The 13,826-nt window shown below is 40.9% G+C and carries 15 protein-coding genes and 1 rRNA gene; 1 reads left to right on the forward strand and 15 read right to left on the reverse strand.

The window, feature by feature from the left end; translation table 11 throughout:
* Positions 1 to 126: 126 nt before the first annotated feature.
* The 3 genes from ACFQ38_RS05065 to metG form a co-directional block, all read right to left on the reverse strand.
* Entirely contained in the window at positions 127 to 1,350 is a 1,224-nt protein-coding gene (locus ACFQ38_RS05065) for a ubiquitin-like domain-containing protein (RefSeq protein ID WP_381479946.1), read from the reverse strand.
* Between the two features lie 269 nt (positions 1,351 to 1,619).
* The gene (locus ACFQ38_RS05070; RefSeq protein WP_381479947.1) at positions 1,620 to 2,390 is read right to left on the reverse strand and encodes a TatD family hydrolase; all 771 of its coding nucleotides are present in this window, start codon (positions 2,388 to 2,390) and stop codon (positions 1,620 to 1,622) included.
* A gap of 129 nt (positions 2,391 to 2,519) precedes the next feature.
* Positions 2,520 to 4,472 carry a methionine--tRNA ligase gene (gene metG, locus ACFQ38_RS05075; protein ID WP_381479948.1) on the reverse strand — a complete coding sequence of 651 codons (1,953 nt, stop codon included), beginning with the start codon at positions 4,470 to 4,472 and terminating at the stop codon, positions 2,520 to 2,522.
* A gap of 429 nt (positions 4,473 to 4,901) precedes the next feature.
* On the opposite strand from metG, the gene ACFQ38_RS05080 reads away from it, so the two are divergent.
* Positions 4,902 to 5,177 (forward strand): AbrB/MazE/SpoVT family DNA-binding domain-containing protein, encoded by a 276-nt coding sequence (locus ACFQ38_RS05080; RefSeq protein WP_336824309.1) that lies wholly within the window; start codon positions 4,902 to 4,904, stop codon positions 5,175 to 5,177.
* A 56-nt stretch (positions 5,178 to 5,233) separates the two neighbouring features.
* Here the strand turns inward: ACFQ38_RS05080 and rsmI are convergent, their stop codons facing one another.
* The 12 genes from rsmI to rrf all read right to left on the reverse strand — a co-directional run.
* The gene (rsmI, locus tag ACFQ38_RS05085; protein ID WP_336825560.1) at positions 5,234 to 6,109 is read right to left on the reverse strand and encodes a 16S rRNA (cytidine(1402)-2'-O)-methyltransferase; all 876 of its coding nucleotides are present in this window, start codon (positions 6,107 to 6,109) and stop codon (positions 5,234 to 5,236) included.
* The gene (locus tag ACFQ38_RS05090; protein ID WP_336825558.1) at positions 6,106 to 6,375 is read right to left on the reverse strand and encodes a GIY-YIG nuclease family protein; all 270 of its coding nucleotides are present in this window, start codon (positions 6,373 to 6,375) and stop codon (positions 6,106 to 6,108) included. Before ACFQ38_RS05090 ends, rsmI begins: the two co-directional genes overlap by 4 nt.
* Positions 6,359 to 7,108, reverse strand: coding sequence for a tRNA1(Val) (adenine(37)-N6)-methyltransferase (locus ACFQ38_RS05095; RefSeq protein WP_336825556.1), 750 nt, complete (start codon positions 7,106 to 7,108; stop codon positions 6,359 to 6,361). The genes ACFQ38_RS05090 and ACFQ38_RS05095 overlap by 17 nt, the downstream gene beginning before the upstream one ends.
* A gap of 65 nt (positions 7,109 to 7,173) precedes the next feature.
* A complete protein-coding gene (gene yabA / locus ACFQ38_RS05100; RefSeq protein WP_336825554.1) occupies positions 7,174 to 7,530 on the reverse strand; it encodes a DNA replication initiation control protein YabA in 357 nt (118 codons plus the stop codon).
* A 13-nt stretch (positions 7,531 to 7,543) separates the two neighbouring features.
* Positions 7,544 to 8,371 (reverse strand): PSP1 domain-containing protein, encoded by an 828-nt coding sequence (locus ACFQ38_RS05105; RefSeq protein ID WP_336825553.1) that lies wholly within the window; start codon positions 8,369 to 8,371, stop codon positions 7,544 to 7,546.
* Positions 8,364 to 9,368 (reverse strand): DNA polymerase III subunit delta', encoded by a 1,005-nt coding sequence (holB, locus tag ACFQ38_RS05110; RefSeq protein ID WP_336825551.1) that lies wholly within the window; start codon positions 9,366 to 9,368, stop codon positions 8,364 to 8,366. The genes ACFQ38_RS05105 and holB overlap by 8 nt, the downstream gene beginning before the upstream one ends.
* Before the next feature lie 51 nt (positions 9,369 to 9,419).
* The gene (locus tag ACFQ38_RS05115; RefSeq protein ID WP_336825549.1) at positions 9,420 to 9,860 is read right to left on the reverse strand and encodes a YaaR family protein; all 441 of its coding nucleotides are present in this window, start codon (positions 9,858 to 9,860) and stop codon (positions 9,420 to 9,422) included.
* An 18-nt stretch (positions 9,861 to 9,878) separates the two neighbouring features.
* Positions 9,879 to 10,208: a cyclic-di-AMP receptor gene (locus ACFQ38_RS05120; protein ID WP_336825547.1), complete on the reverse strand. Its 330-nt coding sequence runs from the start codon at positions 10,206 to 10,208 to the stop codon at positions 9,879 to 9,881.
* A 221-nt stretch (positions 10,209 to 10,429) separates the two neighbouring features.
* Positions 10,430 to 11,068 (reverse strand): dTMP kinase, encoded by a 639-nt coding sequence (gene tmk, locus ACFQ38_RS05125; RefSeq protein ID WP_336825545.1) that lies wholly within the window; start codon positions 11,066 to 11,068, stop codon positions 10,430 to 10,432.
* On the reverse strand, positions 11,062 to 12,501 hold the full coding sequence (locus tag ACFQ38_RS05130) for an aminotransferase class I/II-fold pyridoxal phosphate-dependent enzyme (protein WP_381479950.1): 1,440 nt from the start codon (positions 12,499 to 12,501) through the stop codon (positions 11,062 to 11,064). The genes tmk and ACFQ38_RS05130 overlap by 7 nt, the downstream gene beginning before the upstream one ends.
* A 344-nt stretch (positions 12,502 to 12,845) precedes the next feature.
* Positions 12,846 to 13,307, reverse strand: a complete 462-nt coding sequence (locus tag ACFQ38_RS05135) for a hypothetical protein (RefSeq protein ID WP_336825541.1) — start codon at positions 13,305 to 13,307, stop codon at positions 12,846 to 12,848.
* Positions 13,308 to 13,748: 441 nt separating this feature from the next.
* Positions 13,749 to 13,826, reverse strand: a 5S ribosomal RNA gene (gene rrf / locus ACFQ38_RS19060); the annotation flags it as partial.

Raw genomic sequence — 13,826 nt, forward strand, 5'->3', positions numbered from 1 at the left:
ATTTGCACCCTCATGCTTATACTTCCCTCTGTTCTTTAAGCTATTTAGTTACAGCGACAAAAAAACTCCGCAGGACAATAGCTGTCCTGCGGATATATGTTCAATTCCAAATGCATGTAGATGATTTTAATTCATAACTTTTACTTTAACTTGCCGGCGTCCAAATTTGTAAGCGTCAGACTTCGTAGGCACATGCAGGTCGATGCGTTTTCCTTTAATTGCTCCGCCTGTATCGCCTGCAACTGCATAGCCATAGCCTTCTACCCAAACTTTAGAGCCCAAAGGGATAACATTAGGGTCAACCGCAATTACTTTCAAATTAGGGTTTGCACGCAAGTCAAGACCTGTAGCTGTTTTTCCACTGCAGCCATTACAGTAAGCAGTATATGCCGTAGCTGTCACATAGAACTCCTTGCCGCTGGAAGACGAGTTGTTACGTGACACAGTTGAATTGCCATTTGTCGAGGCGCTTGCCATCATAACACGCGTACCTACTGAGACAATTTTCTTTTGAGGTTCTTCGATGACATTTTCACTTAATAAAGTCCGGGAGACTTCTTTTCCGTTTTCTTTAACGATTTCGAACTTCCGCTCTACAGTACCTTTCTTGCCTTCTTGGACCACTTTTTCTCGGCCTTTGAGCAATTGGGCATCTTTTTGTGTCACAACTGCGAAATTCGTTGGTTCTTCCACTACATCGGTGACCTTTTCCACCCGCACGACCTCAACAACGGAGCCTGGTTTGACCATTCCATCCGCTTTCCGATTCAAGCGGTCGTGTTCATCCATTTGGATGTTCTCTCTCTTTAAAAAGTCAGCGACCGTAGTCGAAGTTGACCAGACCTGTTTTTCCTTCCCGCCATCTACAAGTGTAACTTGAAACGCTTTTTGGATTGTTATGCGATTGTCTTTCCCAATTTTCGCATCTAAATTAGGAATTACTTCATCGTGTTTCTGAAGCTTGACATTTGCCAGTTCCAAAATATCGCGGACTTTCTTTTCCGTCGTCCACAACGTTTCTTTTTCTGCATCTGTTTGAATCTCAACTAACTTTGCCTGTTCCCAGCTAATCGATAAACCTTCCTCGATCGGCGTATTCACTGAGGGTGTTACTTTATCATGTTCAGCAACTTCAATTTCCTCACTGGAAAGAAGTTGCCCAACTGTATGTGCATTTGTTTTAATGTCTATTTGCTCACCGTTCACGTTTAGCGTGACCGACTTTTTAGATCCCTCGAAAAGGACTAATGAAATAATTGAAACAAAAAGTGTGAATACAACTGCCATCACAGCAATTTGTTTACTCCTCAATGACGTAAAGAACAGATTTTCCATGGGTCGATTTGACATGAAAAAAACTCCTCCTTTATCACTCGGCTGATTATATAGGTTCCTTTTCGATGTGTCAACTAATCTATTACGCTATACGTAAATATGTTCGGGCTTCAATAGATGCAAGGTCGCCCAGACGATAGCCTTTCCAGGCATTATTGTTCTTTCAAAAAATCCGAAGGGCAAAACTTTTCCACCAGACGAATATATTTCAAAAATTGACCGCAAGCTTACTAGTTATTTTTAAAGAAAACATTGTTAATTGCCTCAACTGACGATGTCGTTCTTTATTCATTTATGCGGAATATTTTCAGTGCATTTTCTGTCGTCTTTTTAGCAATTTCATTTACCGATAACCCTTTTAAGCGAGCAATTTCTTCTGCTACCAATGGCACTAATGATGGCTCATTCCGTTTGCCGCGATACGGGTGCGGTGCAAGATATGGGGCATCTGTTTCAATTAATAAATGGTCTAATGAAATTTCCTCTGCCACCTGCTTTGGCATTTTTGCATTTTTAAAAGTGACAGGTCCCCCGAGCGAAATCATGAAATTCATCCCGATACAAATTTTTGCTGTTTCTACACTGCCACCGAAGCAGTGCATAATGCCACCCGTTTTTTCAGCATGCTCCTCTTGCAAAATACGGATAACATCAGCGGTCGCATCACGATTATGAATGATAATTGGAAGATCCAATTTTTGCGCCAACTTTATTTGTTTTCTAAATAGCTCTTGTTGGATATCCTTTGGAGACTTGTCCCAATAATAATCCAATCCTGTTTCACCGATACCGACCACTTTTGGATGAGCAGCAAGCGACTCGATCCACTTTAAATCCTCTTCCGTGCAATCGATCGCATCGACTGGATGCCAGCCAATCACTGCGTATATGAATGGGTATTGTTCAGTCAGTTCCATAGCCTTTTCAATCGTCTTGCGATCAAACCCGACTACGACCATCTTTTCAACCTTCGCATCCAAAGCTCTTTGGATAACTTCTTTCACATCTTCTTCATATTGGTCTGCATTTAAATGCACATGTGTATCAATAAACATTATTTTCGCCTCACAATAGCTTCATTTTATTTGAACCGCTTATTTCTTTCGTTACAAACATATAACAAAATGATTAAAAAACAAAGACGGCGTAAAGTTCCGCCGTCTTTTTATATCCTTTGAAAGGAATTATTTCACTTTCGCACCATTTGCCAAACTTGGATCGACTGTCGCTAATTTCAATACACCATCCGCTTGTCCTGCTAAAATCATACCTTGGGAAAGCTCTCCTCGCAATTTCACTGGTTTTAGGTTGGCTACGACAATTACTTTTTGACCGATTAAAGCAGCTGGATCATAGTGCTCCGCGATGCCAGATACGACTTGACGCTGTTCGTATCCTAAATCAAGCTGTAACTTTAACAATTTGTCCGCTTTCGGCATCTTTTCACAAGCTGTTACTGTAGCTACTCGTAAATCAACATTCATGAAATCATCTATAGAAATTTCATCAATTTCCTCTTCAACTTTTTCCTGTTCTTTTTCTTGTGGAGCAGTAATTGCCATTTGATCTCTAATGTAAATAATTTCAATTTCTGGATCTAAACGCGGAAAAATAGGAACTCCTTTTTCTACTACTTTCGTACCTGTTGGAACAGCATTAAAGTCTCCCAATGTTTCCCATAATAGTAAATCATCATCGAGACCCAGTTGATCAATGATTTGCTTCGGAGCATTCGTCATAAAAGGTTGAAGCAATACGGCAATTTGTCGCAGGGAAGCCGACAAATTTGACATTACCGCCCCTAGTTTTCCTTTGTCCGCCTCATCCTTGGCAAGTACCCAAGGAGTCGTTTCATCAATATATTTATTCGTCCGTGATATTAGTGCCCAAAGTTCAGACAACACAACGCTGAATTGCATTTTCTCCATTGCAGCTTCATATTTGGAAATTGTCTCTCTTGTAAAACTCCTTAATGATTCGTCGAATTCTGTTGGTTCCAATCCTTCTGTTGGAATAATACCATCAAAATATTTATTGATCATTGAAATGGTACGGTTCAATAAGTTTCCGAGGTCATTTGCCAAATCGTAATTCGTTCTCTCTACGAACGACTCTGGGGAAAAAGTGCCGTCTTGCCCAAATGGAAGCTCTCTTAATAGGAAGTAACGTGTTGCATCCAATCCGTATCTTTCAACTAACATTTCAGGATAGACAACGTTTCCTTTCGATTTAGACATTTTTCCATCCTTCATCATGATAAATCCATGAGCAAAAACCTTTTTCGGCAACGGCAAATCAAGTGCCATCAAGAAAATTGGCCAATAGATAGTATGGAAACGAACAATATCTTTCCCAACAACATGAACATCAGCAGGCCAATATTTTTGGAATAGGGAATCATCATCGGAACCATACCCTAAAGCTGTAATGTAGTTCGTCAGTGCGTCTACCCAAACATAAATGACATGTTTTGGATCGCCAGGCACTTTAATACCCCAGTCAAAAGACATTCGGGAGACAGATAAGTCTTCAAGCCCCGGTTTAATGAAGTTATTGATCATTTCATTTTTACGCGATTCAGGTTCGATGAACGTCGGATTTTCTTCATAAAATTGAAGTAGTCGATCCGCATACTTCTTCATATTGAAGAAATACGATTCTTCCTTCACGCGGTCTACCGGCCGATTGCAATCAGGGCAATTTCCATCGACGAGCTGCGCTTCAGTGAAGTAGGACTCACAAGGAACACATTTCCATCCTTCATACTCGCCTTTATAGATGTCGCCATTGTCCAAAAACTTTTTAAAAATTTTCTCAACAGCTTTTTTATGGCGCTCTTCAGTCGTTCGAATGAGGTCATCGTATGAAATATCCATTAAAGCCCAAAGTTTTTTCGCAGTTTCTGCAATTTGATCTACATATTCCTGTGGAGGAAGATTAGCTTCTTCTGCCTTTTCCTGTATCTTTTGACCATGCTCGTCCATCCCCGTAAGAAAACGGACATCGTATCCGCGGAGGCGTTTATAACGAGCCATTGCATCAGAGGCTACTGTTGTATAAGCAGTGCCGATATGAAATTTTCCGCTTGGATAATAAATAGGAGTTGTAATATAAAAAGTTTTTTGCTGTTCAGCCACGAAAATACCTCCAGTGTTTTATCTATGCTATCCATTTTATCTAAATTTCAACAAAAGTGCTATCAGTGAAACCTAATGTGTTCATATGCTAACAGAATAGATTCCTACATATAATAGTAGAGAATACTATATGTACTTAAATATGTCTTTGCGAGCAATATTTTTTCATTTATCAATCAAGTACTATACAATGAAATTAAGATTCATACGTATTTTCTTATAAATATCCACCATTCCGCCTTTTGTCGGCCTATTATTATGCGTAGAATAACAAGAAAAGAGAGTGTCTTTTCCAAAAATCTATTATATTTACTATAATGTATAAGTTCTATTATTGACGATAATTGGAAGAGTTGGTATGATGATTAATAGACAAGAGAAATATGTCGAATTTTGACGAAAATTTAATCATTTAGGAGGATTCTTGTCATGAAATCTACCGGTATTGTCAGAAAAGTTGATGAATTAGGTCGTGTCGTTATACCTATCGAGCTTCGTAGAACGTTAGGCATCGAACAAAAAGACGCTTTAGAAATTTACGTTGACGATGACAAAATTATTCTTAAGAAATACATGCCAAATATGACATGCTCGATTACTGGTGAAGTGTCTGACGATAATTTGCGTCTAATCGATGGTAAATTAATCTTAAGCCAAGAAGGCGCAAAGCAACTGATCAAAGAAATTGAAGAGAAGATGCAATAATATTATTATTATAATAGTAATAAAAATCCAGAACTATACAGAGTTCTGGATTTTCATTACTCATTTTCTATATGGTATGCTTGATAAACATCACGTTTCGGCAGCCTTCTCTCGGCTGCCACCCATTTAATAGCTTCTTTAGAAGGAATTCCGTCCTTCTCCATTACGACTTCAACATGCGCTCGTATGCTCAAACCTTTCCACCAGTCAGTTTGTTCTTCATAGCCTCCCTGATAACCTTCTACTATGATACAAAATTCCCCTCGCACTTCATTCGTTGCTGCCCACTGTACAGCCTCATTCAATGTCCCTCTTAAAAACTCTTCGTAGCGCTTCGTCAATTCTCTCGCTAAAGCAATTTTCCGCTTTCCTCCGAATGTGTCCAACAATGCTTTCAAAGTTTCCTTTAAACGATGCGGGGCTTCGTAAAAAATTAATGTTTCCTCACGCATTTTCAGTTGCTCCAATTGTTCAAGTCGCTCTTTTTTCTTACGTTGAACAAACCCTATAAACGTGAAAGGCTGTGTTTCAATGCCTGATGCAACTAATGCACTTATTGCAGCATTTGCTCCAGGAACCGGTACGACATCATATCCTTCTGCTATCGCCTTCACAGCAATGTCATATCCTGGATCGGAAATACAAGGCATTCCTGCATCACTCACTAAAGCAATCGTCTTTCCTTCAGAAAGCATGGAAAGTATCCGTTCTCCCCCTTTTTCCAATTCATGTTCATGATAGCTAATGAGTGGGGTTTTAATTGAAAAATGATTACATAATTTAATCGTATTGCGGGTATCTTCTGCTGCGATAGCGTCAGCCTCCTGCAATATCCGAATTGCCCTGTACGTCATATCTTCCAAATTTCCGATCGGCGTACCGACCAAAAACAATTTTGCACTCGTCGCATTCGTGCTTTTCTGTGATTTCATTCGCCTGTTTTTCCCTCCCGGATATACTGCATCTTAGCTCTTCTCGTTAACTGTTTAAAACGATACTCTGCCTGCATGGCAGCTCTTTTTGTATTATATTTTTCATGAAAAATACAGCGAACGGGCAATTTTGCACGTGTATATTTTGCTCCTTTTCCTTCATTATGGACTCGTACCCTCTTTTCCAAATCATTCGTATAACCTGCATAGTACGAGCCATCATTGCATTCCAATACGTAAAACACATGATTACTGTTCTTCTCCATATAACAGTTGCCTCACTTCTTCGGTATATTCACCATCCGAACCATAAACAAATAGCGGCGGTAAGACTTTCAAATCAGGCTTGCCGTCCTTAATGCCTTCAATTAGCAAAGTATTCGCTTCACGCCCTTCTTTTGGATAAACGAAGCGAATCCGCTTAGGCTCCAAACGGTTTGCTCGCATAGCAGTTACAATATCTAATAAGCGGCCCGGACGATGGACAAATGCAGCTTTTCCGCCTTGTTTGAGCAGTTCGCTAGCTGATTGCACCGCTTGCTCAAGAGTTAAATGAATTTCGTGCCTTGCAATTGCTACGTGCTCACGAATGTTTTTTTCGCTCGCATCGATCGCAGGAAAATAAGGAGGATTGCAAGTGACTGTATCATATTTTTCATACCCAATTTTCGAGGCAATTCCAACAACATTGTCTTGTCGCACTTCAATTTGCATGCCCAATCCGTTGTATTCAACACTCCGATTCGCCATTTCGGCAAGTCTTTCCTGTAGTTCAACTGCAGTTATATGGGCTTTTGTGCGTGCGCTTAAAAAAAGAGGGATTGCCCCGTTTCCTGCACAAAGATCTACGATTTTACCGGCACGTATTGGCACATAAGCAAATTTTGCGAGAAGCACAGCGTCTAATGAAAATGAAAATACAGAGGGACTTTGGATAATCCGCAAGTTTTCCGCCAATAAATAGTCCAACCGTTCGTCCTCTTTTAACTTTATCTCCATTTTTATCTCCTTTTACGAACAAAGGAGCCGATCCTGTTGATCGGCCCCTTAATATTTATTAAAAATCACACATTTTGTTTGCTTAGGAATGCGAGGCAAAACAGACAGTCTTCCCCTTTTCGGCTACTGCCGTAATGGACATTGCAAACATGATATCCTTCATTATATATTCTCGCTAAATTGTCTACCCCTTCACCGATATCAACCTTATGCGATTTTTCGGGTGGGTGTTGTGCATCCAATGCATGCACCTTATCCAGCTCATTTAGCCGCTCCCGGAGATGGTGATTTTCTAGTTGAAGTGAATGGTTCTCTTCCGTCAACTTTGCTACAAATCCTATAATATCCCGGAATTGCTCATGGATGGATTCTAATTGCTGTTCAAAATCCATTACTCTATCGAGAAAGTTCCCTTCTTTCAACTTGTTCACCTCGTTATTTCGTCAATTGAGCAATCGTTTCTTCACGACCTGCTATTTCTTCCCAAGCATATTCTAATGTTTGCTCATGCTCAGTCAAACTGACTTGTAAAACCCTTTCCAATAAATTTAACCCGACTACTTTTCCTGGACCTTCCGGCGTTTGAACTTTTTCGCCAATGTCCGGCATGAGCTCTTTCGCTTTTTCATACTCGTCATTCTCATACTTCAGGCAACACATGAGACGACCACATAGCCCTGAAATTTTCGAAGGGTTGAGGGAAAGATTTTGATCTTTCGCCATTTTAATCGAGACAGGCTCGAAATCCCCTAAAAATGTCGAGCAGCAAAGCATTCTGCCACAAGGTCCAATACCGCCAAGCATTTTTGCCTCATCCCTTACGCCGATTTGCCTCAATTCAATCCGAGTCCTAAAAATAGCGGCAAGGTCTTTGACAAGATTTCGGAAATCAACTCTTCCTTCAGCAGTAAAATAAAAGACAATCTTATTCCGGTCAAATGTATATTCAACGTCCACCAGTTTCATTTCCAATCCGTGCTCACGGATTTTATCTACGCATTTTTCAAAAGCTATCTCTGCTTCGAGACGGTTCTCTTCAACAATCACCTGATCCTCAACGAGCGCTTTGCGTATGATTTTTTTTAATGGTAAGACGATATCATTTTCTTCAACTTCTCTCACATGACTTGCAACTTTACCATATTCGATGCCACGTGCTGTTTCTACGATAACATAATCCCCTACATTAAGTAGATAATCGAGTGGATCGAAATAATATATTTTACCCGCTTTTTTAAAGCGGACACCTACAACTTTATACAAGCGTTAACCCCTCCTGCAAATTGAGCACCAATTGTTCCATCAAAAGGGTGCGGTTCATATTGCCTTTTAACTTCTTTTTCGCCTGTAAAACCGCTTCCATATTTTCAGATAATCGGCTATAGGTCATTTTCATCGACATATTGTTGAAAACTTGTTGCTGGTCAGGGAAAGTCAATGTTGACGGTAATCCCGCCTTTATCGCAACGATATCACGGAAGGCATAGAGAAGCAAATCTAGACCCATTTCAATATCTTCTCTTTCCTTCAATGTTGACACCCATTCCGATTGGATGAACAGAAGCGCCTCATTTACATTGCGATCCGATGCTTCAATCAATTTTAACACTGTTTTTCTAATGTGTGCAAACTGATCTTCCTGAGCAAGTTCATTTGCCTGCTCAATATCCGCAGTAATTGAAGTTACTGAAGCCGCCATCGATGCTGTAATGCCACGTCTTACAAGCTCTTCTATCATATCCTCCCTCTGCGGAGAAAGAAAGTTGATCCGCTGACACCGAGATTGAATTGTAGGAAGGATCGTTTGGTATGAATTTGTTGTAAGAATTGCTGTCACTTCGCCATCTGGCTCTTCCAAAAATTTAAGCAATGTATTTGCAGCAGCCGTATTCATTTTCTCAGCTTGTGTAATGATATATATTTTTCTACCTGCCTCGTATCCTTTTTTCGTCATTTTCATAATTAATGAAGACATCTGTTCTTTTTTAATATCTTGTCCATCTGGTCGAACAATCGTAACGTTCGGATGAATACCTGTTTCAATTCTTCGGCAAGAAGGGCATGTTTCACATGGAACACCTTCTGTAGGCTGTCCACATAAAAGCAGCTTGGAAAAATAAATTGCAGCCTCCTCTTTTCCTGTTCCTGCTTCTCCATCGAATAGGTAAGCATGGGCAATCCGATTATTAAGAAAAGAAGTACGTAGCCGATCAATCGCTACTTTTTGACGGGATTGAATATCTCTTTTCCTATTTTCCAAGCTGACACCTCCTCTTTGTTGTAAAAAAACCGTGTTTATCAAAAACACGGGTCATGTATATAAATTAATAAGAAGCCCTTTGATTTCACCAATTTTATCTAATAAATCAATTGATGTTTGCTCTTCATTCAACAAGGCTTCCGCCAATTCGATAAGTTTCTCATCAATTGTTTGGACAATTTTCAGTCTGCGGCCTTCTCCATATTGATTCCAAGTATGGGATTGTTTCAAAGACATCCCTGATTCTACAGCCTCTTGTAAAAAGCGACGGACAAGCATTTTAAATTTAGCCATATCTCTCAAATTACGAGAACGGGCAAGTCGATCTCCAGCAGTAGAAATATCACCTAATAGTCTTGTAATTTGCTCGCCATGAAGGCGCTCGCCATGTTTCAGTACCATGTTGCCGAATTTTGCACCATTCTGCTGCGACCGTAAAGGATCATTCCTCAATTTCTCCATGCCGGTCCGATAATCGCTATTTACTTTCATTTCCATTCACCTCATTCATCAAAAATGATGAAATTGTTCAATTGGAAGAACAAATACTGTCGCCCCGCCAACTTCTACTTCCACCGGATAAGGGATATAAGAATCCGCATTTCCACCCATCGGAGAAACTGGTGCTACCATCTGATCCCGTGAACGACAATTTTCCCTTATAAGCTCCATTGCCTTTGGCACTAAGCTATCATCTGTCCCGATTAAAAAAGTTGTGTTTCCAGATCTAAGAAATCCTCCGGTACTCGCTAATTTTGTTGCCCGGAAGTCATTCTTCGTTAAAGCCGCAGATAATCGGTTGCTATCTTGGTCCTGTACAACTGCCACAATCAATTTCACGGTAATCTCTCCTTTTTAATCATTTTATGTTAACGATAGTAATTTAGAACTGTTATTAAAGTGGAGTAACTCGCTCCTTCTTTAAGTCACTGCAAGAGGCAGCAGCTCCTCGGGTCGTTTCAGACTTAAAAGTAAAGGCATAAAGCGCCTTTATTTTAAGTCTTCCAACGCCTGTCGGAGCTATACGCCCCCCTCCGCTTTTGTTTATTATATCATGATTTTCACTCTTGGTTGAGTTGTGCACTTATGATTTTCCATACGTTTTCTGTTACTTCTAATAACGGTTTTGTAGCGTCTACTGAGATGATGCGCTTTGGATATTGTTTTAACAGCTTTTGATAGCCTTCGTAGACGTTTTTGTGGAAGCGCATGCTTTCGTTGTCCAAGCGGTTTTGTTCACGTGCCTCGTTTTTACCAATTCTTTGCAGCCCTTCTTCCGGAGTGATGTCAAAGTATATAGTCAGATCCGGCATTGTGCCATCAATTGCAAAAGCATTGATGGACATGACTTCATCCATTCCTAATCCACGCCCCATTCCTTGATAGGCAAGCGAGCTGTCAACAAAACGATCGCAAAGGACGATTTTTCCTTCTTGCAATGCCGGCAGAACTTTTTCTGCCAAGTGCTGTCTGCGCGCAGCGGCATATAGCAAGGCCTCTGTCCGGCTATCCATTTCTTGATGTTCATTATCCAATATGACATTCCGAATTTTTTCAGCAATCCGGATGCCACCTGGTTCTCTCGTTGCTACGACTGAAACACCCTTCTCTTCCAACCTCTTTACTATTTCGCCAAGCACAGTTGTTTTTCCTGCACCATCCGGCCCCTCAAAGGTAATAAATACCCCATTTTTCAACATGATATGCCTCCATCTATAACGGCTACTTCTATTTGCCGCTCTTCTATTCGAATAGCTCCCTGAAACTTCGCCTGTAAACGAAGATACTGTTCGAGCCTTTTAATATGTTTTTCAGTTACCCTTTCACCACCAATTAATAAAGGGATGCCCGGCGGATAAGGAATAATCGAGGATGCAGCAATACAGCCTTCCGCTTGGTCCATTGGGCGCCATTCCTTTTTCATACCGTTCAACTCTTGAATCGGGTAAGACAGTGTGGAAATGCCTTCATCTAATAAAATAACCTCCGCCTCTTCTTCCATATCTTTTTCATTTAATCGGCGGACTGCCCTTTTAATCCTTTCCACGCTTTCTTCATACATGTAATTTGTCTTCTCTTTCAATAATGGCAAGACGAACAACACTTGAAACGGGTCCGCAAGCTCAGCGAAAATGCCTTGCTTTTCAAACTCTGATAGGAGCGAAAACCCTGAATATCCCTTTTTGCGGATCAATAATTTTAATGGATCGTCGGTCTCGACCACCTCAATATTCTGTAGTTCGCGCAATTTGTCTATAAAAAACTTCCGTGTATTCATGAAATGCCTTTCATCCTCAAGTGTATAGGATTGCACATATGCACGCGCATCATCTAACGATGCCATTAATAAATAGGAAGGACTGCTTGATTGAAGCATCGTTAAATAATGTGCAATTCTATCAACCGATACTATATTTGACTTCACATGTAAATAAGATGCCATCGTCATCGCGGGCAATGTCTTATGTGCGGAGTGGACAACGACATCTGCCCCGGCCTCCAAAGCAGAATCCGGAAATGATCGACCAGCGATAAAGTGCGCTCCATGCGCCTCATCTACGAGTACCGGAATAGAACGTTCATGGCAAAGTTCGATAATCTTTCGAAGTCCTTCACCCACTACACCATAATAAGTAGGGTACGTTAAAACAATTCCTTTCGCATCTGGATATGCTACTAATGCCTCTTTAACTTGTGATAGCGTCAGTATACCCGGTGTCCGTGTATATTCATCCCACGGAGGAGAAAGTAGCACAGGACGGGCGCCTGTTAATTCAATCGCATTGAAAATTGACTTATGTGCATTGCGCTGAACAATAATCGTATCATTCGCTTGGCAAGTAGCATAGATCATCGCCAAATTCCCTACCGTAGAACCGTTGACAAGAAAAAAACTTTGGTTGGATTGATAAAGTGTTGAAAGAAGTTCTTCGGCTTCCTGGATAACGCCTTCTGGCTCATGGAGGTCGTCCAATCCGGACAATTCTGTAACGTCATAAGTTAAAGCTTTTCCCAATTCATCCGGCAAGTCTGATAGAAGACCATGCTTGTGCCCTGGTACGTGAAATGATATTGGTTCCTGACTCTTAAAAGTTTGTAAAGCCCGCACAAGCGGACGGTTCTCTTGCTTCATTTTAACGTTCCACTTCCTTTACGCACTTCCTATTATAGAGGAGGAAGTATAAAAAGACACCGGAAATCTCCGGTGTCACAGACTGTAGACAAAGTATCTTTTTACTTTGTCTACAGTCTTTTAAGGTTTGTAGTCATGAGATAGGTGTTTGCCCAGCTTGGCTTGAAAACGCTTGTCAAGGAAGGGAACCTAAGAACGCCACGTCCTAGAGGTGCCCTAATTTCTGCAAAGAACGCAGAAATACGGCAAATCGAACCCCTCGCCGTTCGATTGGCAACGGTTGCATGACTCGCTTCCTGTGAGCCCGCGTGAAGTCGAGCGAAGACCCGAATAGAACTTAAGGTTCATGAGGGGACGAGCGAGACGAGCAACGCAGTATGCGAGCGTTTGTCAACAAGCTGAGACACCGGAATAATGGAGAAACCAGTGGAGCTGTAGGAAACTCCGATCATCGAATTTCCAGCGAAATTGATTGATCTTTGTTCAGTCCATGCTGGAAGCAGTCCTTCATTCTCGGTAAGCTTGCTATAGACAGTCTCCCATTGTTCGTTCAGATAGTCGCTGCCGACCTTTACTGCAGCAGCGTAAATATTGATGCTGTTCAAAATCTGAATTACTTGCTGTTCGATGAGAGGTGCAGTCGGCATGCCCGGAGAAGGTTGAAAATAAACGGCAATTTCGCCATTTCGATGCTTTTCTGCAATTCCTTTCTCTAACATCACAATGCCTTGCACCTCCTGGTCGGTCAACAGCTCTTTCGCTTCATTGGCAGGAACTAATTCATAGGAAATCATCTCATCTACCATAAGGCGTTGCACAATATGCTCGGAGAAAGCGGTTTGTTCTTCGTCAACAAACGCTATGCGATACCACTCCCCTTAATTCTTCGGACCGTATATTACGAGGAACCTAATGCTCCTACCATTCTATAATGAACTAAAGGAACTCTTTCCACAATGAGGAAAGAAAAGTCTTTCTTGCATTCAGGAGAATACAGAAGAGCTTCTATAACCATTTTTGTTGTGATAGATAATAAGGTCTTATTTAACTATCCGTAAAACAATGTAATTACGATTCAACATGAATATAATTCAGCCCCCTATAAATTTATTCCTTTATAAATGCAGGGTTCAAAAAAGAAAAAGATTTGTTAGGTCGCAAAACTATCGAAGGAAATGAAATAGACAAATCAAAAGTTTGCTTATTAAACGCACAAAAAAAGCCATTCCCCACAGGGAATGGCCTTTGCCTGGCGACGTCTTACTCTCACAGGGGGAAGCCCCCCACTACCATCAGCGCTGAAGAGCTTAACTTCCGTGTTCGGG

This window comes from Sporosarcina contaminans, assembly GCF_042679045.1.
GTDB lineage: Bacteria > Bacillota > Bacilli > Bacillales_A > Planococcaceae > Sporosarcina > Sporosarcina contaminans.